The 24,361-nt window shown below is 42.6% G+C and carries 18 protein-coding genes; all 18 read right to left on the bottom strand.

Annotated elements, in window-relative coordinates; all coding sequences use genetic code 11:
• Positions 1-121: 121 nt before the first annotated feature.
• The 18 genes from der to iscA all read right to left on the bottom strand — a co-directional run bounded on the left by der (position 122) and on the right by iscA (position 24,218).
• Positions 122-1,594, bottom strand: a complete 1,473-nt coding sequence (gene der, locus PR699_RS14855; protein ID WP_004921345.1) for a ribosome biogenesis GTPase Der — start codon at positions 1,592-1,594, stop codon at positions 122-124.
• A gap of 138 nt (positions 1,595-1,732) precedes the next feature.
• The gene (gene bamB, locus PR699_RS14850; RefSeq protein ID WP_004921347.1) at positions 1,733-2,905 is read right to left on the bottom strand and encodes an outer membrane protein assembly factor BamB; all 1,173 of its coding nucleotides are present in this window, start codon (positions 2,903-2,905) and stop codon (positions 1,733-1,735) included.
• Positions 2,906-3,047: 142 nt separating this feature from the next.
• The gene (locus PR699_RS14845; protein ID WP_004921349.1) at positions 3,048-3,671 is read right to left on the bottom strand and encodes a tetratricopeptide repeat protein; all 624 of its coding nucleotides are present in this window, start codon (positions 3,669-3,671) and stop codon (positions 3,048-3,050) included.
• Between the two features lie 10 nt (positions 3,672-3,681).
• Positions 3,682-4,974 carry a histidine--tRNA ligase gene (gene hisS, locus PR699_RS14840; RefSeq protein WP_014656316.1) on the bottom strand — a complete coding sequence of 431 codons (1,293 nt, stop codon included), beginning with the start codon at positions 4,972-4,974 and terminating at the stop codon, positions 3,682-3,684.
• A 215-nt stretch (positions 4,975-5,189) separates the two neighbouring features.
• Entirely contained in the window at positions 5,190-6,311 is a 1,122-nt protein-coding gene (gene ispG, locus PR699_RS14835; RefSeq protein WP_004921354.1) for a flavodoxin-dependent (E)-4-hydroxy-3-methylbut-2-enyl-diphosphate synthase, read from the bottom strand.
• Positions 6,312-6,464: 153 nt separating this feature from the next.
• Positions 6,465-7,409 carry a cytoskeleton protein RodZ gene (gene rodZ / locus PR699_RS14830; RefSeq protein ID WP_004921357.1) on the bottom strand — a complete coding sequence of 315 codons (945 nt, stop codon included), beginning with the start codon at positions 7,407-7,409 and terminating at the stop codon, positions 6,465-6,467.
• Between the two features lie 193 nt (positions 7,410-7,602).
• Positions 7,603-8,784, bottom strand: a complete 1,182-nt coding sequence (locus PR699_RS14825; protein ID WP_004921358.1) for a bifunctional tRNA (adenosine(37)-C2)-methyltransferase TrmG/ribosomal RNA large subunit methyltransferase RlmN — start codon at positions 8,782-8,784, stop codon at positions 7,603-7,605.
• A gap of 152 nt (positions 8,785-8,936) precedes the next feature.
• Positions 8,937-9,362 (bottom strand): nucleoside-diphosphate kinase, encoded by a 426-nt coding sequence (gene ndk, locus PR699_RS14820; protein WP_004921360.1) that lies wholly within the window; start codon positions 9,360-9,362, stop codon positions 8,937-8,939.
• 243 nt (positions 9,363-9,605) lie between these two features.
• Positions 9,606-11,927 (bottom strand): peptidoglycan glycosyltransferase PbpC, encoded by a 2,322-nt coding sequence (gene pbpC, locus PR699_RS14815; protein ID WP_014656317.1) that lies wholly within the window; start codon positions 11,925-11,927, stop codon positions 9,606-9,608.
• 73 nt (positions 11,928-12,000) lie between these two features.
• Positions 12,001-17,049, bottom strand: a complete 5,049-nt coding sequence (locus PR699_RS14810) for an alpha-2-macroglobulin (protein ID WP_014656318.1) — start codon at positions 17,047-17,049, stop codon at positions 12,001-12,003.
• 327 nt (positions 17,050-17,376) lie between these two features.
• Positions 17,377-18,339, bottom strand: a complete 963-nt coding sequence (locus tag PR699_RS14805) for an Rpn family recombination-promoting nuclease/putative transposase (RefSeq protein ID WP_014656319.1) — start codon at positions 18,337-18,339, stop codon at positions 17,377-17,379.
• A gap of 426 nt (positions 18,340-18,765) precedes the next feature.
• Positions 18,766-19,224, bottom strand: a complete 459-nt coding sequence (locus tag PR699_RS14800) for an enhanced serine sensitivity protein SseB C-terminal domain-containing protein (RefSeq protein WP_014656320.1) — start codon at positions 19,222-19,224, stop codon at positions 18,766-18,768.
• Positions 19,225-19,323: 99 nt separating this feature from the next.
• Entirely contained in the window at positions 19,324-20,619 is a 1,296-nt protein-coding gene (pepB, locus tag PR699_RS14795; RefSeq protein WP_014656321.1) for an aminopeptidase PepB, read from the bottom strand.
• Between the two features lie 162 nt (positions 20,620-20,781).
• Positions 20,782-20,982 carry a Fe-S cluster assembly protein IscX gene (gene iscX / locus PR699_RS14790; RefSeq protein WP_004921376.1) on the bottom strand — a complete coding sequence of 67 codons (201 nt, stop codon included), beginning with the start codon at positions 20,980-20,982 and terminating at the stop codon, positions 20,782-20,784.
• Positions 20,983-21,015: 33 nt separating this feature from the next.
• Positions 21,016-21,351, bottom strand: a complete 336-nt coding sequence (fdx, locus tag PR699_RS14785) for an ISC system 2Fe-2S type ferredoxin (protein ID WP_004921377.1) — start codon at positions 21,349-21,351, stop codon at positions 21,016-21,018.
• Between the two features lie 2 nt (positions 21,352-21,353).
• On the bottom strand, positions 21,354-23,204 hold the full coding sequence (hscA, locus tag PR699_RS14780) for a Fe-S protein assembly chaperone HscA (protein ID WP_014656322.1): 1,851 nt from the start codon (positions 23,202-23,204) through the stop codon (positions 21,354-21,356).
• A gap of 11 nt (positions 23,205-23,215) precedes the next feature.
• Entirely contained in the window at positions 23,216-23,737 is a 522-nt protein-coding gene (gene hscB, locus PR699_RS14775) for a co-chaperone HscB (protein WP_004921381.1), read from the bottom strand.
• Between the two features lie 157 nt (positions 23,738-23,894).
• Entirely contained in the window at positions 23,895-24,218 is a 324-nt protein-coding gene (gene iscA / locus PR699_RS14770; protein WP_004921385.1) for an iron-sulfur cluster assembly protein IscA, read from the bottom strand.
• Positions 24,219-24,361 lie beyond the last annotated feature (143 nt).

Genomic DNA, 24,361 nt, shown 5'->3' with positions numbered 1-24,361 from the left:
GGGAGCCAAACGGTTGAACCTAGCTCACTTTAAATAATAACGGATAGTTATTAAAAAGCCGTAACAGAATAATTTGTTACGGCTTTTTCAGAAGCTTCACGTTGACGTGCGACTTCTTCGCTTAGCGTTTTTTCAAATGTTGCATTAAACGCTTACGTTTACGCAATTGAGTTGCTGTTAGCTGATTTTTCTTATTCGCATAAGGGTTTTCACCTTCTTTGAATTGAATACGAATTGGTGTACCCATCACTTGCAATGAACGGCGAAAATAATTCATCAGGTAACGTTTATAGCTATCAGGCAAATCAGAAACTTGATTACCATGAATAACAACAATTGGCGGATTATGACCCCCCGCATGCGCATATTTCATTTTCACACGACGACCACGGATAAGTGGAGGTTGATGCTCCTCTTCCGCCATCTTCATAATACGTGTTAACAATGCAGTACCAACACGGCGTGTCGCAGACTCATAGGCCTCTTCAACGGATTCAAACAGGTTACCTACACCACTACCATGCAGCGCTGAAATAAAGTGAATACGGGCAAAATCCACAAAGCCGAGACGTAGCTCTAACATGTCTTTCACATGTTCACGATCTTCAGGCTTCATTCCATCCCATTTATTAACCGCAATCACTAATGAACGACCAGCATTAAGAATAAAACCAAGTAGTGACAGGTCTTGATCGGAAATACCTTCCCGCGCATCAATGACCAACAACACCACATTCGCATCTTCAATCGCTTGCAGCGTTTTGATTACCGAAAATTTTTCGACCGTCTCGGTGATCTTACCGCGTTTACGGACACCCGCTGTATCAATTAAAACGTATTCACGCCCGTCACGCTCCATTGGAATATAGATACTGTCACGAGTTGTGCCTGGCATATCAAACACCACAACACGCTCTTCTCCAAGGATACGGTTAGTCAATGTTGATTTACCCACATTTGGGCGCCCAACGATCGCTAATTTAATTGGTAACGTTGTTGGATCAAACTCCTCGTCTTCTTCATCAAACTCAGCTTCAGCCTCTTGCGCTGCCCAATACGCCGCGTTTTCTTCTTCCTCGGTTAGCTCGACTTCTTCTTCTATTTCAATGAAAGGTTTTAGCGATTTTTCGATTAGCTGGGTCACGCCGCGACCATGTGACGCTGCAATAGGGTGGATTTCACCTAAACCAAGTGAATAAAAGTCTCCAATTACACTGTCAGCATCAATACCATCCGTCTTATTGGCGACCAGATATGTTTTTTTCTTACGGCTACGCAGGTGTTTTGCGATACCTTCATCAGCAGGCATTAACCCTGCACGTGCATCGACCATAAATAGAACCACATCAGCTTCTTCAATCGCTTGTAAGGATTGTGCTGCCATGTGGGTTTCGACGCCTTCCTCAGTACCATCGATACCACCCGTGTCAATAATAATGAACTCATGCCCTTCCACTTCGGCACGACCATATTTGCGATCACGAGTCAGACCAGGAAAATCCGCTACCAGTGCATCACGGGTACGGGTTAATCGATTAAATAACGTGGATTTTCCTACGTTTGGACGCCCAACCAGCGCTACGACGGGTATCATTATTTGATGCCTCACTACTCTAATTAACTAAAAGAATCCCGGTTCTTAAACAAAACCCAACCAGAAAACAAAAAACGAAACGGTTCCTACCACTAGGAACCGTTGATTTTAGCGAGAAATTGACAGCTTGTCAGAAAATTAACGAGTTAACAGATAAACTGTTCCGTTTCTTGCCTGAACCATTAGCTTATCACTGGCAACAACTGGGCGGCTATGCAGACCTGAACTGTTAATTTTGTTTTGTGCTACAAAACCACCAGTGCTCATGTCTAACCAATGGAGGTAGCCTTCTTTATCACCAACCACAAGGTAGCCATTGTACATTTCTGGTGCACTTAACCCACGATTAAGCAGATCTTCTTGTGTCCACAGTGTTACGCCATCGCTCTTACGCACAGACAATACACGATCATTTTGGTCGACCAGATAAAGGTTTTCACCTGAAAGCACCATGTTATTGACAGAGCCGAGATCGCGTTTCCATTTTATTTGTCCTGAACGCATATCAAGTGCTGCGAGTGTACCGTTATACGCAATTGCATAGATAGTACCATCATCAATAATTGGCGTCATATCAACATCATCTAAGCGACCAATTTCTGTAGAGCTAGTCACTTGAGAGATACGTTGTTGCCAAATAAGTTGACCTTGGGATAAAAGTACAGCACTAACGCGGCCATTATCACCACCAACAATAGCGGCACCATAGGCAATACTTGGCGCTGATTCGCCACGTAAAGACAATGATGGTGTATCCATATTCACTGTCCACTTGATTTCACCACTGTTCTCATCAAGTGCTTGCAACATGCCATTACTAGTATGAACAATAACTAAGCCATCATTGGCTACTGGGCGAGAGAGGGCTTCACCCGCTACTTCGACATCCCATACCACCGAGCCATCTTCTTTATTCAATGCAATGACTGTTCCGCGTTCAGTACCAATATAAATATGGTTACCCGAAACCGTTAACCCACCCGAAAGCAGTGCGGATAAGTTAGCAGAAAGAAAACCTGTGCGCTTAGAAAGGTCTACTGACCAAATTTCTTTACCGCTCTCCAGTTCTAATGCTTTCACTATTCCTTTACGATCGGCAGCATAAACAGCACTACCATCCCATACTGGCGATAGATCAGAATAAAACTGCTCTACACCATTACCGACTGATTTATCCCAAACGATCGTTGGAGTAAATTGGTTTTCAACCTGAGGAAGTGGTGCCATAACGATAGAATCAGTTTCGCTGGAACAACCGGCAAGTAAAGCTGAAGCGACTAAGCCAATCAAAAGTGTTTTCCGCAACTGCATAATAATCGTTTCCTTTCTTCTTATAAATTATACTCATCCAATTTCAAGCCGTATCCTGTTGATATCCATTGATTTCCCCCTATCGCGTATGTCTATCGCTCTAAGGGGGATTGGCCTATCGATTAGATACGACCCTAATAATTTAGAGTACAGATACGTTGTTCAGTTTAAGGGTAAGAAGTTCTTTAAGCGTCTGTGAGCCTTCACTATCTAGCCCTTGAGTATATGCAGCTTTTGCGCCTGCATTGTCGCCTTTATGAAGTAATGCATCTCCACGAACATCTTGTGCAGCAGCCTGCCATGCCTTTCCTTTGATGTTACCAACAGAAGCTAATGCTGCATCAGCATTCCCTTGTGCAAGCTGCACTCTTGCTAAGCGGAAATTAATTAAATCAAGCATATCATCGGTTTTTGCTTTAGTTAAAGCAGCAGACAATGATTTTTCAGCCAACGCTAAATCGCCTTTATCGACAGCCACTTGAGCCAACTCTAATCCGATCATCGCGCTGTATACATCTGTTGTATCCGCAGCGAATTTTTGCGCAGCTTCAATACCTTGAGTAGAGCCTGAATGCAGTTCTTCGCTCGCTTTTGCAAACTGTTGAGCGCTTTCTTGCAGCATATTTGTTTTATGTGACTGCCAGTAATTCCATCCCCAAACAGCCCCAACCCCTAAAACAAGCCCGACCACCAATGCCACGCCATTATTAGCAAAAAAGCGTTTAATCGCATCAACTTGTTCATTTTCGTTTGTATAAACTTCCACGTGCCTCTCCTTAACCTAACAGTTCAGCTAAACGCTGTGCCAATTGCTGCTGCGATACTGTTTCTTGCTCACCTGTTCGTAGATCTTTTACCCCGACTTGGTGATTAGCGATTTCCTCTTCGCCTAAAATCAACGCAACTTTAGCGCCCTGTTTATCTGCACGCGCTAATTGCTTTTTAAAGTTACCGCCGCCATGGTTGGTCATCACACGTAAGTTTGGTAGAGCATCACGTACTTGCTCTGCTAATAACAGCGCCGATTTTTGGCTATTTTCACCAAATGAGGCTAAATAAACATCCGTGACAGATTCATCAGCAATAAAGCCAGGATTTAGGCTTTCAACTAATAGAACCATACGTTCCATGCCCATAGCAAAACCGACAGCTGGGGTTGGTTTACCGCCCAATTGACCGACTAAACCATCATAACGGCCACCAGCACATACTGTACCTTGCGAGCCTAGCGCTGTTGTCACCCATTCAAAAACGGTGCGGTTGTAATAATCCAGACCACGTACTAAACGTTGATTAACACGATACTGAATACCCGCTGCATCTAACAATTTGCATAAACCATCAAAATGCTCACGAGATTCATCATCTAAATAATCAAACAGCTCAGGAGCATCATTTAATAACGCCTGTACATCTTGATTTTTTGAATCAAGCACACGCAATGGATTCGTGTACATACGGCGTTTGCAATCTTCATCGAGTTTTTCTTTATGCTGCTCAAGGAAGGCCACTAATGCTTCACGATAATTTGCACGAGCGTCTAAAGAGCCGATTGAGTTTAACTCTAACGTCACATGTTCGCTGATACCTAATGCGCGCCACCAGCGTGCTGTCATCATTATCAGTTCAGCATCAATGTCTGGCCCCGCAAGACCGAAAACTTCGGCGCCAAGTTGGTGAAATTGACGATAGCGGCCTTTTTGTGGGCGTTCATGACGAAACATGGGCCCTAGATACCATAAGCGCTGTTCCTGATTGTACAGCAAACCATGCTCAATACCTGCACGGACGCAACCGGCAGTATTTTCAGGGCGTAAAGTGAGACTTACCTCTGCTTTATCTGTGTCGTGACGGTCGATAAAGGTATACATCTCTTTTTCGACAACATCGGTCACTTCACCAATCGCTCTGCTAAATAGCGGGGTGTGCTCTACAATCGGGGTACGGATTTCACTAAAGCTGTAACCCTGCAAAATATTTTTAAGTACTGCTTCAATTTTCTGCCAGACTCGAGTGTCTGCCGGCAGATAGTCATTCATGCCACGAACGGCCTGGATATTTTTTGCCACGTTATGTCTCTATTTTTTCGGAATCGAATAGACTCGATTATAAAAGCGAAATGTCATTGGGTTCAATCGACAAACCACAATATTCCGCTTCAATCGGGAATATTCTGCTCTTTTTGGGTTTGTCCGTTTAATTTTTACATCAAGCTATGCGCTGAACCCCCGTCAAAAAGTCATAAAAACAAAAACTGGCCCTCAATGAGCCAGTTGTTTGACAATTATTTTTCGACTTGGTTTATCTTTATACGGTTATTTTCATCAAGCATTGCTGCTTTTGCGCGAATTTTCGCCTCAAGCTGATCAATAATATTGTCATTATCAAAACGCTCTTTTTGGCGAACGCCATCTTCATAGAAACCACTTTTGGTTTTCGCGCCAGCCACACCTAAAGTAGAAACTTCGGCTTCACCCGGGCCATTCACTACACAACCAATAATAGAGACATCCATCGGCGTGATAATGTCTTCGAGGCGCTGCTCCAAAGCATTTACCGTACCAATCACATCAAATTCTTGGCGTGAACAGGTTGGGCAAGCAATAAAGTTGATGCCACGTGAGCGGATCCGTAACGATTTTAGAATATCAAAACCGACTTTCACTTCCTCAACAGGATCCGCCGCGAGTGAGATACGTAACGTATCGCCGATACCTTCAGCCAACAACATACCAAGACCAATTGCTGATTTCACTGAACCAGAACGAGCCCCACCCGCTTCTGTAATGCCGAGGTGAAGTGGTTGATCAATTTTTTGCGCCAATAAACGATAAGAGCCGACGGCAAGAAAGACATCCGACGCTTTAACACTGACCTTGAACTGATCGAAATTCAGCCTGTCCAAGATATCAACATGTCGCATTGCTGATTCAACCAATGCTTCAGGTGTTGGCTCACCGTATTTTTCTTGGATATCTTTTTCCAGTGACCCGCCATTGACCCCTATACGGATAGGAATGTTGTGATGACGAGCACTATCAACGACTTGGCGAATACGCTCTTCACTGCCGATATTACCTGGGTTAATTCGTAGGCAGTCAACACCATATTCAGCCACTTTCATCGCGATACGGTAGTCAAAGTGAATATCCGCAACCAATGGCACATTCACGCGCTGCTTAATTAATTTAAAGGCTTCTGCTGCATCCATCGTAGGAACAGACACGCGGACGATATCAACACCTACACGCTCAAGTGATTGGATTTGCCGCACAGTGGCTTCAACATCCGTCGTGCGCGTATTCGTCATAGATTGGACAGCAATGGGAGCACCATCGCCAATAGGCACGTTACCTACATAAATTCGGGTGGATTTACGTCTTTTTATCGGTGATTCATTATGCATTTTAATTTTACTCTCTGGACATCCATGTGCTCTTAAACACTGTTGTATAGTTGATAATCATTGCTTCGATGACCACTATACACAAAAACGCAAACTGCAAACTATCACAATTCTAGTTTTAGGATACAGTTTGCGTCTTCTTAATTTGTGACTTTATGCTTCAGGTATTTTTAATTTAGCAGAACGATTCGCTTTAATAAAACGGCTTAAGTCAACCACATTACCATTGAATTTGATATCAACGTTTGCGGGCGCACCAATATTCAAGCGGTAAGGCAATTTACCTTGTAAATCCAAGGTGTCGCCGCTGTTCTTAATACCACTATACAAGACTTTATTATTCGCATCGCGAACTTCCAGCCAACATGAACCTTTAAAGCTCATGGTGAGCGCATCTTGAACGACAGGAGTAGCTACAGGCTCTTCCGTTGATTGAGTGCGATCAACGCTCACGGTTGTATTAGGTGAATTCGGTAACGGAACGGTTTTTACTGGCAAAGATTCAATTGGCTGATTCTCTGTCGCTTGAGCGGCGTTTAAGTCGACAAGGGTACCTTCACCTGTCTCAGATGTATTTGTTGGCGTCTCTGTTGACCCATTGGAAAGCTCAACTGGATTTCCACTTTCATTTTGCTGAGATATAAGCAAATCATTTTGATTTGCCATCGTAACAAATTCATTTTGTTGTTTTTGATGATCTTGCCACCACCAAATACCAACCATAGCAATCAAAACAATGACAATTAGCCAGGTTAGTTTCATTAACCAACCTTCACGCTTCTTACGCTTTTTACCTAAAGAGTAACTCTGCATTGATGAGACTGTTGATGCCGCAATCGGCTCATCATTTTTAAGTAACGCATTCAATTCACTTTCAGGCACATTAACCATACGCGCATATAAGCGCATATAACCGCGTAAAAACGTAGGTTCAACGCCAGCAGGTTTCACATCCTCATCGATTTCCCTTACCGTACTAACTTTAAGACACAGACGCTCCGCGACTGACTCTTGTGTTAATCCCATACGTTCACGCGCTTGAGACAATAATTTTCCTACAGTGATTGGGGTTTGTTCGGTATTGTTATCGATAGTCATTTGCTGGCAACACTGTTTCCGAGTGAATGAAATATAAAGCTATTTTTCCTTAGCTTTACTCGTAATAATCCTAATGTGATAATTATATTAATATCATCACCTACAAAACATTGTAGGTGATGAGGGCCATTTTGCCTATCCATAAATGACCCAAATGATAATTAGACCAAATATTTAGACTTTATCTATAACTTCAGACTGCTTTCACCTTAATAGGTTCCCCAGCCATACGTTTTTTCAAGGTCCGTTTTGTTCGGTCAATCACTTCTCCCGCCAACTGACCACAGGCGGCATCAATATCATCACCACGTGTTTTACGCACAATCGTTGTAAAGCCATATTCCATTAATACTTTTGAAAAACGATCAATACGACTATTCGAACTACGACCATACGGCGCCCCAGGGAACGGGTTCCAAGGTATCAAATTAATTTTACTTGGCGTATCTTTTAAACATTCCGCTAATTGGTGAGCCTGTTCAATACTGTCATTAATGTGGTCAAGCATGACATACTCTACCGTGACACGACCACCATTCGCATTGGATTTGGATAAATAACGTCTTACACTGCTCAGGAATGTTTCTATATTGTATTTTTTATTGATAGGTACAATATCATCACGGATATCATCAGTCGGTGCATGTAATGAAATCGCCAAAGCGACATCAATCATATCCCCTAATTTATCCAGCGCAGGAACAACACCCGAAGTTGACAGTGTGACTCGGCGTTTAGATAAACCAAAACCAAAGTCATCCATCATGATTTCCATCGCGGGAACCACATTATTCAAGTTCAGTAATGGCTCCCCCATTCCCATCATAACCACGTTGGTAATAGGACGACGACCACTGGATTTTAATGAACCAATAATTTTTGCTGCGCGCCAAACCTGCCCGATAATTTCAGAAACCCGTAAGTTACGGTTAAATCCTTGTTGAGCGGTAGAACAAAATTTACATTCCAACGCGCAACCTACCTGTGAGGAGACGCACAAGGTTGCACGATCATCTTCTGGAATATAAACCGTTTCGACTTGCTGGTCACCTACCGTTATCGCCCATTTAATGGTGCCATCTGCTGAGCGTTGTTCTTCAGCAACTTCAGGAGCACGAATTTCAGCGACTTCCTTTAGTTTTGCTCTTAACGCTTTATTAATATCTGTCATTTGATCAAAATCGTCATAACAGTAGTGATAAATCCATTTCATGACTTGATCGGCACGGAATGGTTTTTCACCCATTTGCGCAAAAAACTCACGCATCTGCTTGCGATTCAAATCCAGCAGGTTAATTTTTTGTGTGTTGTTTTCTGGTGTGACAGAAATAGCGGAGGAAGTTGCACATTGTGCACTGGTTGTCATATCGGACATGTTAAGTTGCCTCGTTGTTACACTTTCGGCGAGTGCTACTTTGGTAGCACAACGTTCATAATAAAATCGCCCTGTTAACAATTATATTAACAGGGCGTCGCATTGTACAAACTTTATAAAAATAATGCTAATGCATTACACTAGTTTACCAATTAGCGTGGGCAGATTTCGTCTTCAGTGAAGAAATACGCGATTTCGCGGTTTGCTGATTCAACAGAATCTGAACCGTGAACCGCATTCTCAGTGAAGCTGTCTGCATAGTCAGCACGTAGAGTACCTGCCAGTGCATTATCTGGATTAGTTGCACCCATTAGGTCACGGTGACGTTGAACTGCGTTCTCGCCTTCTAGTACTTGCAGCATAATTGGACCAGAAGTCATGAATTCAACCAGACCTTCAAAGAAAGGGCGGCCTTTGTGCTCTGCGTAGAAACCTTCTGCTTGCTCACGAGTCAAATGCAACATTTTGGCGGCAACGATTGAAAAACCAGCGCTTTCAAAACGATTATAGATTGCACCAATAGCATTTTTCTTCACTGCGTTTGGTTTAATAATAGAAAATGTACGTTGAACCGTCATAAATAACCTCTTAGCGATATCGTGACTTTTACTTTTGTATTCTTAACTTTCATGTTAATCAAAACACAAAGTAGATGTCAGTTGTAGTTTTTTATATTGTTTATCTTCTGATGACGAGCAGCAGAAATTAAGGCGTTGATTATAGGGGCTACGATTACAATTTCCTACAGTCACATCAACATTTTGTTAAACTTTTTATAGCAAAAAACACTATTTTTTTGACTCAGTCACACTTTTTATTTGTTACTTGACTTTAAAATTAACTGACGTGACTTGCCCACCAAGATCTAATACCGAAATTTGATAGTTTCCTGCCTTATCGAAGGTCAGTAAAACGCTACCATTGTGCTCAGTCTCTTGGATCTGTTCACCATTTAAAAACCACCATTGCTGCCCTTGCCCACCTTGTGTCATTAGACGCACATCCAAACTCGTTTTTCCTGGTAGCCGTTGCAGAATTTCCCCATCACGGATGCCCGAAATAAACAAAGGTGGTGTTTCCGTACGCAATGGAGGACAGGACGAGTCGATTGGCGGTAAACGATTTATCCGTTTTTCACTCTGTGGTAACCAAGACTCTAAGGTAATCGGCCACAAATAAACCTCTTTTTCCACTGCATTAGAGCAATCAGGAGCAACCTGCAACCCTTGTTCATTTACCCATATTTTCTGACGTAACCCCAATAATGATTCTTGATCTTTCGCCATTAATGTTGGCGGGATCGTATTATCTAAAATCCAACTTAAACGGCGTTGCCGACAATTACTATCCCCTTCTGGTAATACAGTGCCGCTAGGCCAACAGATCATCGCTTGACTGACCGTTGATGGCTTGGTGTCTTTTGGCATCAATTGATTCGATTGATACAAACGCCCTAACAATAAATTATTCACTTGATTCATAATGGGGATCGCGGTCGCATAACCTAATTGCCCGGCAACAGGAGTACCATCGGGCCGCCCCACCCACACTCCTATTGTGTAGCGTGGATTTACCCCGATAGCCCAAGCATCTCGATAACCATAGCTAGTACCTGTTTTCCACGCTAAATTAACTTGCGCGGTCAAACTACTATCAGGAACAGGGCGCGCTTCACCACCCATAATACGCCGAATAATCCATGCCGCACCCGCTGACATTAATTGGCGATCACGTATTGTGTCTGTTGGACGATAGCGCAATGGCGACACTTTCCCTTGGCGAGCAAAAGCACTATAAGCCGCAACTAACTCATCCATACGAGCGGCAGTGCCTCCTAAAATTAACGACAAATTAGGTTCGCTAGCTAAAGGAAAACGTAATTCTGTTCCCACATTACGTAATTTCGCCGTAAAACGCTTACTTCCGTAAACGTCAAGCACTTGTACTACGGGTAAATTCAGTGAACGGACTAATGCGTCACTCACACTCACAGGCCCATTAAAACCGCTATCAAAGTTCCCCGGTCGATAATCATCGAAGCGTCGAGGCACATCTTGCAGTAAAGATTCAGCGTGGATCAAGCCATCATCCATCGCTAAAGCATATAAAAAGGGTTTCAATGTTGACCCCGGTGAGCGCCAAGCCGTGATCATATCGACATGACCAAAACGGCTATTATCTTGAAAATCGATTGACCCAATATAAGCTTTCACACTCATATCAGTATGATCAACTACCAATATTCCTAGCGATGTCTGCTTAGGAAGCTGGTTTTTCCAGTTAATTGCCATCTCTTCCAATTGGCGCTGCAACCCTGCATCAATGGTGGTTTCAATGACCGTTTCTTGTGCATCCTTGACAACTCGGCGCGCCAACAAAGGCGCAGAATTCGGATTTTTGCGTGGCGCTAACCAAATCTGTTCTTGTTTAATATCTTCAATTTTATCTGCTGGCCACACCTGATATTCCGCGAGTCTATCGAGCACTTTATCGCGTGCAGCTTGCGCTCTTTCGGGGTAACGGTCTGGCCTTAGTCGACTAGGTGCTTGTGGCAACACCGCAAACAATGCCGCTTCACCCGAGGTTAATTTATCAGGTGCTTTGTTTAAATAGACCCAACTGGCCGCACCGATACCTTCAATCGTCCCTCCATAGGGAGCTCGGTTAAGATACATTTCCAGTATTTCATCTTTTGAATAGTGATATTCAAGTTGTGCAGTACGCCATAACTGTTTCAATTTCCCTGTTATGGTGCGGTCATGGGGATCGACTAACCGAGCAACTTGCATTGAGATCGTACTTCCACCAGAGACAATGCGCCCTGAACTGACGTCTTGCCACAATGCTCTCAGTAATGAAAATGGGTTAACACCGGGATGTTGATAAAAATGACGATCTTCGTAGGTCAATAATGCTTCGATAAACTCAGGGGAAACTTGATCCAGTTTTACGGGGTAACGCCATATTCCTTCTTTATCCGCAAAACGCCAAAGTGGTGTACCATCCTGGGCAACGACCGTGCGCGCCATCTCAACTTGTTTTATCGGCAATGGCCAAATCTTATCTGCCAGCAAAAATAAAAGAGGCAAAAAAATCACCAAGCAGAGCAAAACCAACCCAGCGCGTCGTAATCTTTTTTTCATAGATGGATATACCGCAAACAAATAGCCCTTATACCGAAATCATCACGCATCCAGTATAAGGGCTGATTAAAGATTAACGAACGACTTCTAATTGGCCGTTAGCTTTACCTACCGCACGCCATTCAGGAACATACATCGATTCCACTTGTGGAGCCGGGATAGAATATACCCCCGGTGTCACGGCACGCGCCAAATAGACTAATGTTGTCGGTCTATATTGCTCAACCTCAACGGCTGCCACAAAGCGATCATCCCGATATTCCATATGGTTGACTTGTGATTGTTGCATATCATCAATCACTTCCTGCAAGTTTGGCGCAGTTTCACTCAGATTAGCACTACTATTTGCTAAGTTCTGGTTTTCAAGCTCTAAGCCAGCAGGCAATAAATCAACCACTAAAGCATCAGGTACTCTTTGTGAAGCATTAACTTCTAATTTCACCACGACCATTTCACCTGTTCTTAAACGATCGAGTGAAATTGGACGACCTTGCAGATCTAAATAGGTTCGTTTCACATTCAACACATTCGAACTTGGTGTTGGCGTATACAATGGATAACCCACTACGTTCAATTGGCCATACAACGTGTTCGTTCCTGTATTTTCGATACTATAACCTGTTTTTAGCTGCTCTTTAGTTAAAAACTCATTGATAGGCTTATCTGAGGTCATCGGTGGTTGTTGACCATTAATGACCGCTTTCCATGGGGTTTCTGTATTATTCACATAATAACGTCCCGCCAAGTACAGCGCATTGCTCTCTTGAGTTGAGAAGTACTGTTGAGATACCAAGTTGTTTGAAAGCATTTGCAGTTTTTGATCACGTGCTTTTGTCATCAATTGGTATTCATTCAGTAACGCAACGATCATCGCATCATCACGAATGATTGAGCCATAATCCCCACTGTAGCTGTAACGAGCTCGCTGCTTTTTCAACCCATCAGCAATTACATTATCACCCCGTGTTTTATCGCCCATCAAATTTAAAGCGATACCCAACTGTACTAGTGGCAACCCACTATTGGCTTCCTGACTTCTTGAGTAGAGTTGTCGTAATGCTCCGAGAGGCGCCTTTTGCTGTGTTGCAAGTACTAAGCCCGCATAGGCTTGGGCTGCAAAACGTGCGGCTGATTGATCATCTACATAGGGGTAATTAATTTGATTACCATCTTGTAAATAGCTCAATAAACGACTATTAGCATTGGTTAATGCCTCTTTCGGCACCGTATAACCACGCTGATTTGCTCGGTTAAGGAAATCCGCAGCATATGCCGTTAGCCAGTACTCTTCTCTACCGTTACGATCCCATAACGAGAAACCACCATCAGGACGTTGCATGCTTAATAAATGAGGGATCCCCAATTCAATGGCTTTGCGACGGTCATCATCTGTCTGCGATTTTATACCTAACTTATTCAGCTCTGCTTGTGAAGAGTATAACGATGGATACAAGCCACTGATTGTCTGCTCAAGACAGCCATATGGATAAGCAAATAGCTCACGAATATAGCGGGCAATCTGCAATGGTGGACGGCTAGTTAGTAAAACTTGACCTTCGAGCGTATTAGGGGAGAGACCTTGTAAATTCTCGGTTGGTAATGACCATTGCTCACCCGGCTCAATAGCAACAGCATAAGAGACCGTTTCCGCAGGCTGTGCAGGGCGAACCCCAACTTTCCAACTATTGCTATACGCTTTCAATGATTCATCTGGCAAATCAATACCATTGATTGTCATTGAAACCTCACCCTGACCATAACCATAATCCGCGCGAACTGGCAACGTTACCGTTGTACGTTTACCTTTCACTAAGGCTAGCTCTTTCGTGGCGGTTCCTTCTAATTTCACCATTCCAGAGGCTTTAAAAGTCACTGTCACATTTTGTGTATTGTCCGTCGTGTTAGTGAGATCTAATGAGAAGTAAGATTTATCACCACCAGCCATAAAACGTGGCATCGACATTTGAGTGATAAGCGGCGCCGCTACCACGACTTTACTATCAGCATGACCAAAATCCTTCTCATTCCATGCTTGAGCCATTACGCGCAACTCACCATTAAAATCAGGGATCGGTAAGCTAATTTCACCTTCACCATTTTTATCTAATGTGACAGGTGCCGCCTGTTCCGCAATGATTTGCACTTCTGTAAGTGGCTTCATTCCACCACGATCTAATGAAGTATCTTCACCATCACCACCAAAACGTAAATTTGCTAACTTACCTTGGCCTTCAATGAGGTGACCGTACACATCGTACTGATCGACACTGTAACGTTTACGACCAAAGAAGGCGTCATACGGATCGGGCGTTTTAAAATCAGTAATGTTCAACACGCCAGTATCCACAGCAGATAGCAATACATTGACTTTTTCAGGTAATGGCTTGCCATCTTGTGCCGTCGCTTTCACTTTAACGATAAGGTCTTGGTTTGGACGCATTTGGGTTGGTGCTGAGAGCGCTAATCCAATCTTGCGATTTTCATCCGCTAACGGAAGATGAAGTACCCCAATCGCTCGCTTAACCGTTGCCTCTTTCGAGTCATCTCCTGGACGAACAACGACCGCAGTAATGTATAGGTCATGGCGAGCCCACTCTTTATTCACTGGTACCTCAATTTCCATTCCTTTTTCAGGAACATCAATTTCTTGCCACCACAGTGGACCATTACTTGATTCAAGTAAAATATAACCTTTACCCGCTTTTGGTGATTCCACACGAACTTTTGCTTTTTCACCCGGTAAATAAGCCGGTTTATTTAAACTCAGCTTAACTTGATCAGGGCGCACAGCCCCATTACCGCCCGTATTGTCTTGCCATGAATAACCGGCCCAAAACGGTAGACTGGTGACTAATTGGTTATTTTCATTGATAACCTCAAGACGGAAGGCACCCCAATCAACAGGAAATGAGACTTTTGTTGTCTGACCTTGACTAATCTTGATGTTTTCATTGGCCATCACTAAATCTTTTTGATCATAGTTTGATGTCCAACCACCACTTTCAGACCAATTCCAATAATAATCACGACGCTCATAAATTAGGCGTGCAGTTAAATTGTTGGCCTCTAATTTATTTCCGGCAGCATCAGCAAAGACAAGCTCAAACTCCGCTAAAGAATTTTCATCAACATTATAGCGTTGGGCATAGCGGTCAGTTCGATAATCATAAATTTCCTTTTTATTGAATAATGGGCGAATACCCACCATCTCCCTTGCTGGCCATACGGCTTGCTCAGCACGACGGGTCACCGGACGCCCGCCCGCCTCCAATAGACTAACTTGCGCAATAACTTTTATTGGGGAGCGTAAAGATTCCCAATTACTTTGTGGCACACTAATGGCGGTTTCACCCGTATCATCTAGCGTTAAATCGAATTCATCAAGCTTACGTTGCAACCCTTCTTCGCTCGCAAAACCAAATTCAAATCCAGGTAATTTAGCTACGGCTTCACGATCAGGACGAATAAATATTTGCCCTTGAAGTTCATTACCCGCGGCGGGTGCACCATATAAATAGCGGCCTTGAATATCAAACTCAACAGGCTGATTATTCAAAATAGGTTTATCTTTTGTAGTGACATCTAATGCCATGCGTTCAGGCATAAAGTCTTCAACATTGAATTTATAGTAACGTAGTGGTGACCCGTCACCTAAATCAAAGCGTAATGACCAGCCCCCCGTTTCCGCTGATTGAGGAATTTCATACTGGTATTGATACAAACCATCATGGTCTTTCTCAGGTTGCCACACAAAACTTCTAACAACCTGTCCATCCGTTTTTAAAACATCCACTTTAACAGGTTGCGCTTTAAGTGGATTTCCATCACCGTCGCGTAATAACCCATTAACCAATAACAGTTCACCTGGGCGATATAAGTCACGTGGCCCAAACACAAAAAATTGTTTTGCGTATCCAGTAGGGCCTGAAATATCAAATTCAGACAGGTCTAAAGCAGGTTGAGTGAGGTCAATCATGCTCGTTTGCCCATCAAGGGTCGCTAGCAATAATTTTCCACCCGCCAATTTATCTAATTTGGCATGCCCCTCGCTATCAGTAGTCGCTTGGTTAACCAATTGACCTTTTTCATCAAGGATACGCAGCTCAACGCCTTTAAGGGCTGAACCTTTTGCGAGTGATTGCGTAAAAACATCAACCTGATCTTGATAGCTATGCAGTGAGACCCCTATGTCACTCAGGGTGAATACTGTTGCAGGGAACTGATAACTGTAGCTACCCGCTTTTTGCATGATAGCTAGGTAGACGCCGTCTTGCTGTAGCTCTTTAATATCTTTTAAAGGTAGTAAAACGGTTTGGCGAGTGTTTTTATCAGGATTGAGGTCAAAGCGTCCTGTATAAGCAAGTTCGGTTTTATTGAGAAACTCTTCTGAATACCAATATTCATAGTTACTACGGTATTGCCACATTGATAGAAATTGTGGTAATTGCTTTTCGTCAATACGGAAAAAATTCACATCGACTTTATCTACATTCAGCGCAATAACGGGCAATCCTTGTGCTACTTTGCTCGGTAATAAGGAGCCTTTGCTTGCAAAACCAACAGTTGGGATAATCTGTGCTGTTTGCAGTTTTTTCTCAAATGGTTGCTCTATCGTACGCCCATTTATCGCCTTAATCCCTGTATTTACTGTGAGATTTAACTCTCTTGATGGCGGTAAGTGACGAAAACGTAACTCCATTTTATTATCGGATAGTTCCCAAGCACCATCCAATTTTCCTGATTTCACATCAACTAAGTTTAAATATTGACTAAAATCTTGCTCCTCATATAGCGGCACAGAGAAGGTGACAACCATTGCGCTTGCCCCATCTAGTTGCAACTCAGAGGCATCAAGAATAGTTAACTCTTTACCCGCATAGCGCTTCATCATTTCAGCTGCTGATAATTTCGGCGTAGCTCCCTTTGCCGCCGCTAACGGTGCCGTTTGAATCACTTTTTCTGTCGTTGCACTTTTTTCGGCTACGACGCTGTTTTCTTTACTATTTGTGTTGTCTGAATTATCACAACCTGTTAGTGCAATAACTGAGGCTAATGCTGCTACAATATAACGTTTTTTTGTTTTTAGACCCGCCAATGAAGCCCAACGAATATGTTGATTCATGACCGATTCTTCCTTTTATAGTTAATATATGGTGCTTTTACTTCCATCTATAAGTTGGAAGCTACAGAAATCTTGGCTGGATGTTAAAATAAGCAAAGACTGAGATAGTGCGTAAATCGGTTACACAATTTAACAGATTGTGCGATTAGTACCTATAAGACAAAGCGGAAAAAACCCTAACTATTTTAGGCATCAGTACAGATAAAACAGATATTAACGCACATAAGATAATCCATTAATGTATCTGTAGGCGGTGTTGTGATGATTTTGTAAGATACAAAGAAAAAATAGAGCCCTTCACATCAACAAAGCAGGGCACCTGTCACATCACTGGAGGGAAATAAGTTCTTCTTGGCTTAGCCCTGTACTTTCCATAATTAACTCAAGGCTAATTCCATTTTTTAAAAGTGTTCTAGCGGTGGCAAGATTTGCCTCATGTTTGCCTTTTTCAATACCTTTTTCAATGCCTTTTTCAATGCCCTCTTCCAGACCTTGTTGATGCCCTTTTTCCCAGCCTGCTTTTACACCTTTATCTTGCAAACGTTGTGCAATATTCATAATAACCTCTTGATGCTTTTCAGTTTTTTCACTCAACTGTTGGACTATTTTCTCAACATTTTCTGCATCCATCGTAAAAAATAGATAGTTGAGAATAGTGATGACATCGCTATCAGTATTATAGTGATTATTGAGCGCTTGAGCCAATAGGGAGATCACATGCTCACTTTCCTCCCGCAAATGCTTATGTTTCATAGCCAATTCCATAATTGCAACCTTACGATAATTAACAATTTCATTATCATCAATAACCGTGACATCGACTAAAGGAAAAGAACGTGTGTACAAGTTATTAGCCACATCCGCGAGAGGAAAACAGTCAGTCCATAATTGTGAATATGGATAAGGTGAACTCTCCCCGTGATAAAACAAAACAGGTACCACTAGCGGCAAGTTCTTATGCCCTTGTTGCAAATGCTGATTCATCGCTAAAAATGCATAATGCATTAATCGCCATGCCATCAATTTGTCTGGTGAAGATTGATGTTCGACGAGTAAGTAAATATACCCTTCTCCTTCTGTCGTTTGAACTGAATACAACACATCTGATAATCGTGAACGCAATTGTTTGTCTATGAAAGAAGAATTAGTGAGAGTTAATGTTTCAAAATCACATAATGCATGAATATGCTCTGGTAAATGAAAATGAAAAAAATCTTTAGCATTTTCTATTTGCGCCATGAAACCTTTAAATGCCGCATCGTGAGCTGAGTGTCGTTGTACTTTCTTCATTAGCGAACCTTATCTAAGCAGACCTATAAAAATCATTGTGATATTTATTTGCAGGCGATTTTGGTGATTGCCTTAGAAGGGAGCATCGTATTTTAAATGACCACTATAACTCGTCATATATTAAGTCGTTACTGACTACACTCACACTAGCCATATCGTTATCGACACAGCAATATTTATGACTTTAAACTATTTAACCATCAATATGGACGATGTACCCTACTATTTGTCATTACATGACAAACCTATCATCTCAATACTGAAAAGGTCATTAGTCGCTCAATTAACTCACGACAAAAGTTTCTCTGAAAAATAGCATGATTCTGAAACGCTATATGTAATGACGCTCGCTGCTTAGGTTATTTAAGCTATTGGTTTAATGAGGGATAACTACCCCACAGTGGGCCACTAACCCACTGCAGAAGCTTATTTGGTGTTTTTAATTGGGATTGAATCACGTAACCAACTGCCTAACTTACGTTGATAGAAAGGTTGAATATGTTCGGTAATAAAATGGCTAATACCCTTTTCTGCTTCATTAACTAAACAAAAATCAATGGACTCATTATCGTCTAAATATTCACACGCTAATGTTCCCGCTTGATGAATAATCTCATCGATATTCTCAGTTCCTGGCACAAACTCTAATGCCACCATTAAAATAGCTTCATCACCCTCTTGGTTTTCTTCTTGGGCAGATACTAAAAAGGCACGGCGTACCACCTTATGCTGTTTAAAACATTCAGTTAAGACCTCTACTAATGCTTCAGGCTCTTCTTCAAGTGCGCTTAATTTTAACGATGCCCCTTGAGGAATAACCAACTCAGTAAATTCGATATTGTTATCGTTACTAAAAGGTTTATTCGATTCGGATTGCTGCGACATGCTTATGCCTCATAGAAAAATAATTAACCCTATAATAAAAAAACGGGCACGAAAAGTCGCCCCCTTCGTCCCCGCTAATGTTTATTAAGATAAAACTTTTTAGCCTGCTTTTTTCATCAGTAAGTTTGCTATCGTTCTTACACCAATTCCCGTTGCACCTTCAGCCCACAGGCTCACTGGTGATTTACGGTACGTTGCTGAACAATCAATATGCACCCAGTTTTGACGATAATTCTCAACAAAATGGGATAGGAATGCGGCTGCGGTACTTGCACCTGCTGTATGGGATGGTGCAGCAATGTTATTTAGGTCTGCAAACCCCGACGGCAATTGCTGGCGGTGGAATTCAGCCAGCGGTAAGCGCCAAAACAGTTCAAACTCTTCATTTGAAGCATCCATAAGCTCAGCAACCAGTTTATCATCAAAGCTAAGCACTGAATGATAGTCGTTGCCAACTGCGGTTTTTGCAGCCCCCGTTAAAGTTGCCGCATCAATAATCAGCGATGGTTGCTCTTTACTTGCATCAATCAAGCCATCAGCCAAAACTAAACGACCTTCTGCATCTGTGTTCATCACTTCAACAGACTTGCCATTGCGGTAACGGATGATATCACCTAATTTAAAGGCATTGCTGCTAACCATATTGTCAGCCAAGCAAAGGAACAATTTAACGCGTTTTTTCAGACCACGATTAATAGCGAGTGCCAGAGAACCAACCAGCGTTGCTGCCCCACCCATATCTGCTTTCATTGAGTTCATGGATGATGAAGGTTTGATACTATAGCCACCTGAATCAAATGTGATCCCTTTCCCAACTAAGCAGGCAAAAACAGCCGCGTGTGGGTTACCTGTAGGGTTATAATCTAACGCTAATAAAGCAGGTGCACGGCTTGAACCACGACCTACCGTATGAATACCTGCATAGCCTTGCTCAAGTAGATCATCACCTTTAATGATACGGTAACTGATATCCTCAGCATTAATATGACACAACAAATCAATCGCACGTTGCGCCAGTTGCTCTGGCCCTAACTCATCCGCTGGCGCATTGATCACATCGCGTACCCAATCAATTGTACGGATACGGTTTTCTAATTCTTGGCGATCCGCTTCTGGCAAAACTGGCCACTCTATTGTTCTTGCCCCTTTTGGTGCACGGAAACCTTGCCAAAATGCCCAACTTTTTTCTAGATCCCAACCTTCACCCGTTAAAGAAACATTACGAATACCTTGGCTATCCAATTTACGCCCTGCACTTTGTACCGCGCACAACTTACCCGGATGCTTTAAATGAATAGTTATTCCTTTATCGCCAGAACTCACTAACGCCCCTTCACCCCAACAAGGTGCCGCGGCTTCAAATGAAATCATTACTGACATAATTTGTTTTGTCATCGTTTCTCCCACTTTATCTGTATCTGTTTTTTACAGGCAGCTCTTGTCTAAATCAGTCGCTGATAGAAGTAACTTAACCGATTCACGGCCAAATAGGTATCAAGATAGTGCTCATAAATAAAAACCGGACGAGTTGCCCGGTTTATCTATCAAATTTGAAAATTATTCGAACTCATCCAACCAAACCAATAAAATGGCTTCTAAGATTTTCTCGTTGGATTTTTGTGGATCATCGTCGAACTCTTCTAATTCACAAATCCATTGGTGCATATCCGTAAAGCGCACAGTTTTTGGATCCAAATCAGGATACGCATCGTACAGTGCTTCACCGATTTCTCGGCTATTCGACCATTTAAGGCTCATATTTGCTTCCCCACACAGCGGATTATATCAGTATTAATGCTCACGAGCGTGATTAATTGTATATTTTGGGATCTCAACAACCAAATCTTCGTCAGCGACCAAAGCTTGGCAGCTTAAGCGACTTTCTGGTTCTAATCCCCATGCCTTATCCAGCATGTCATCTTCTAATTCGCTGCTCTCTTCGAGAGAATCAAAGCCTTCGCGAACAATACAGTGACAAGTTGTACAAGCACATGATTTTTCACATGCATGTTCAAGTTCAATGCCAACTCGCAATGCTGCATTTAAAATTGACTCGCCCTGTTGTGCATCAACAACTGCACCTTCCGGACATAATTCTGTATGAGGTAGAAAAACTATTTTAGGCATAATTATATCTCATCCACAGATTGGCCTGATAGCGCTTGGCGAATAGAAGCATCCATTCGACGCGCCGCAAACCCCTGTGATTGCTTATCCAGTTGTTTAATGGCATTTTCAATAGCAGTAGGGTCTGTGCCTTCTACTGCTTCAATTAATATATTGACGGCATTATCAATCGCTGACTCTTCGTCGGGAGTCAATAGATTAGCATCTTGCTCTAATGCACTAGTCAAACTCTCAAGCACTCTTGCTGCTTCAACTTTTTGTTCCGCTAAACGGCGCGCATTTAAATCATCTTGCGCATTAGTCATTGAATCTTTAATCATGCTTGAAATTTCAGTATCAGTTAACCCATATGAGGGCTTCACCTGAATAGAAGCGGCTACTCCCGTCGATTTTTCCATTGCACTGACGCTTAACAAGCCATCCGCATCCACTTGGAAAGTGACACGAATATGAGCACCACCAGCAGCCATTGGCGGAATATCGCGTAATGAAAAACGTGCTAATGAACGGCAATCTGAAACCATTTCACGCTCACCTTGTACCACATGCACAGACATCGCTGTTTGTCCGTCTTTAAACGTCGTAAACTCTTGGGCACGTGCTACAGGTATCGTGGTATTACGAGGGATAATTTTTTCGACTAATCCCCCCATCGTTTCAAGACCTAACGACAATGGGATAACATCTAACAGCAACATGTCACTATCAGGCTTATTGCCCACTAAAATATCAGCTTGGATGGCAGCACCAATGGCTACTACTTTGTCAGGATCAATCGAAGTTAATGGTTGTTTACCAAAAAATTCACCAACCTTATTTCTGACTAAAGGTACGCGGGTAGAGCCACCAACCATCACCACATTTAACACGTCATCAGCATCTACTTGTGCATCTTTCAATGCACGACGGCAGGCCATTAATGTGCGTTTCACATGGTTTTGTATTAACTGTTCAAACACCTCACGCTGAATTTCTCCTTGCCATTGTGGCAATGAAATTTGTGCGGTTTCAGCCTCACTAAGTGCGATTTTCGCTTCGGTTGCAGCATTCAGTAATTGACGATTTAAATGGTGGTCACCTTGTGTCTGAATACCTGCTTGCTCGGCAATCCATTTGGCTAATGCTTGGTCAAAATCATCGCCGCCCAGTGCGGTATCGCCCCCTGTAGCAAGGACTTCAAACACACCACGACTTAGGCGCAAAATAGAAACATCAAATGTTCCGCCTCCTAAATCATAAACAGCGATGACCCCTTCTTGGCCTGAATCAAGACCATAGGCAATAGCCGCCGCTGTCGGTTCATTTAATAAACGGAGAACATGTAAACCGGCAAGGCGGGCTGCATCTTTTGTTCCTTGGCGTTGTGCGTCATCGAAATAAGCGGGTACGGTGATCACGACACCATCCATTTCTCCGCCTAATGTTTCTTCCGCTCTCTTTGCTAGCGTTTTTAAAATATCTGAAGAAACTTGGATCGGATCAACTTGCCCTGCCGCCGTTTGAATAAAAGGAAGCCCATTTTCACTAGCAGTGAAACGATAAGGTAGGTCGGGATAACGTTGTTGGATGTCAGCCAATGAACGCCCCATCATTCTTTTTACCGAAATAATGGTATTAACAGGGTCACGCTCTGCTAGCTGTTTTGCCGCCCAGCCCACTTGTTTATTATCGGATTGATAATTGACGACCGATGGTAGTAAATAACGCCCATCATGATCAGGTAAAGCCGTTGCTTCACCGCTACGTACCGTGGCGACCAAAGAGTGAGTCGTACCAAGATCAATCCCCGCCGCCAATTTACGTTGATGTGGTGCGGCTGTCATGCCTGGTTCGCTGATTTGAAGTAAAGCCATAATCGTTTCTCTTAAAAATCATCCAGTAAACGTTCTTCGAGTTGTTCAGCTTGTTGCTGTAATTTATCGAGAAAACGCAATTTACGTACCGTATCTGCCGCCAATTCCCACTGTGCACTATCGAGTTGCTCAACCATCAATGCGGAACGTGTTTTTTGCATTTGTTTTACTTTCGTCATGAACGCTGTAAGCAAATCAGTCGCATTATTATGGTGCTCAATATTATCGAGCTCTTCTCGTAGCTCTAATTGCTCCATTAAGAATGCAGTGTCGTGCATAGTATGTTGTTCGTTATTAATATCAATCCCTTGTAGTAATAACATATATTCGGCACGTTTTAGTGGATGACGAAGAGCTTGGTAAGCCGCATTGATCGTTGCCGCTTGTTGAAGCGCTTGCATTTTTTCCTGTTCCGTACAGGCAGCAAAGCGATCTGGATGGTATTGGCGCTGTAGCGATTGAAAACGTTGCGTTAATTGTTCATTATCGATCGCATAGTTGGGCGTTAACCCAAAAAGAGTAAAATAATCCATAAGTACTTAGTTTCTCGAACTGACGCACTCATGCACTTCGTCTAGTTAGCTATCAAAACTCACTCACAATGTTAAATAATCAGCGCGAATATTCGCTTTCGATAGGTGTCAGGAGCCACGAAATGCATTAGTTAAAAATATTGCCTATAAAAAGACATTATACGTGAAAGCTTTCACCACAACCGCACTCACTGCTGACATTGGGGTTATTGAATTTAAAACCTTCATTTAAGCCTTCTTTGACAAAATCTAGCTCAGTACCGTCTAAGTAGACAATGCTTTTACCATCAACGATCACTTTGACACCTTTATCTTCAAAAACGGTATCTTCTTCATTGATAATATCTGCAAATTCGAGAATATAGGCCATGCCTGAGCAACCTGATGTTCTGACACCAAGGCGTAAACCTTCACCTTTACCACGGCTTGCGAGGAAAGCTTGAATACGTTGCGCAGCACTTTCTGTTAGAGAAATAGACATTGCGAACCTCACTATAGAAACAAACAAGGCAGATACTCACTAATTGGTAGCATCCGCCTTAAAAATTAATCAATTATACCGACCGATGTTTTCATCACACGGATTTTAGTTATTTATGTCCATGTGCCCATTAGCCGGAATTA

The sequence above is a fragment of the Providencia sp. PROV268 genome, assembly GCF_028477805.1.
GTDB classification, from domain to species: Bacteria; Pseudomonadota; Gammaproteobacteria; order Enterobacterales; family Enterobacteriaceae; genus Providencia; species Providencia stuartii.
The sequence above is the reverse complement of the archived record's forward strand: the minus strand, read 5'-3'. Positions and strand labels throughout refer to the sequence as shown.

Coding starts and splice junctions, on each gene's coding strand:
- ispG (WP_004921354.1), bottom strand. CDS start 6,311: ATGCATAATGAATCACCGATAAAAAGACGTAAATCCACCCGAATTTAT.
- ndk (WP_004921360.1), bottom strand. CDS start 9,362: ATGACGGTTCAACGTACATTTTCTATTATTAAACCAAACGCAGTGAAG.
- iscA (WP_004921385.1), bottom strand. CDS start 24,218: ATGTCTATTTCTCTAACAGAAAGTGCTGCGCAACGTATTCAAGCTTTC.
- der (WP_004921345.1), bottom strand. CDS start 1,594: ATGATACCCGTCGTAGCGCTGGTTGGGCGTCCAAACGTAGGAAAATCC.
- bamB (WP_004921347.1), bottom strand. CDS start 2,905: ATGCAGTTGCGGAAAACACTTTTGATTGGCTTAGTCGCTTCAGCTTTA.
- PR699_RS14825 (WP_004921358.1), bottom strand. CDS start 8,784: ATGTCCGATATGACAACCAGTGCACAATGTGCAACTTCCTCCGCTATT.
- hscB (WP_004921381.1), bottom strand. CDS start 23,737: ATGGATTATTTTACTCTTTTTGGGTTAACGCCCAACTATGCGATCGAT.
- PR699_RS14800 (WP_014656320.1), bottom strand. CDS start 19,224: ATGTCGCAGCAATCCGAATCGAATAAACCTTTTAGTAACGATAACAAT.
- iscX (WP_004921376.1), bottom strand. CDS start 20,982: ATGAGCCTTAAATGGTCGAATAGCCGAGAAATCGGTGAAGCACTGTAC.
- PR699_RS14810 (WP_014656318.1), bottom strand. CDS start 17,049: ATGAATCAACATATTCGTTGGGCTTCATTGGCGGGTCTAAAAACAAAA.
- fdx (WP_004921377.1), bottom strand. CDS start 21,351: ATGCCTAAAATAGTTTTTCTACCTCATACAGAATTATGTCCGGAAGGT.
- hscA (WP_014656322.1), bottom strand. CDS start 23,204: ATGGCTTTACTTCAAATCAGCGAACCAGGCATGACAGCCGCACCACAT.
- pbpC (WP_014656317.1), bottom strand. CDS start 11,927: ATGAAAAAAAGATTACGACGCGCTGGGTTGGTTTTGCTCTGCTTGGTG.
- pepB (WP_014656321.1), bottom strand. CDS start 20,619: ATGACAAAACAAATTATGTCAGTAATGATTTCATTTGAAGCCGCGGCA.
- rodZ (WP_004921357.1), bottom strand. CDS start 7,409: ATGACTATCGATAACAATACCGAACAAACCCCAATCACTGTAGGAAAA.
- PR699_RS14805 (WP_014656319.1), bottom strand. CDS start 18,339: ATGAAGAAAGTACAACGACACTCAGCTCACGATGCGGCATTTAAAGGT.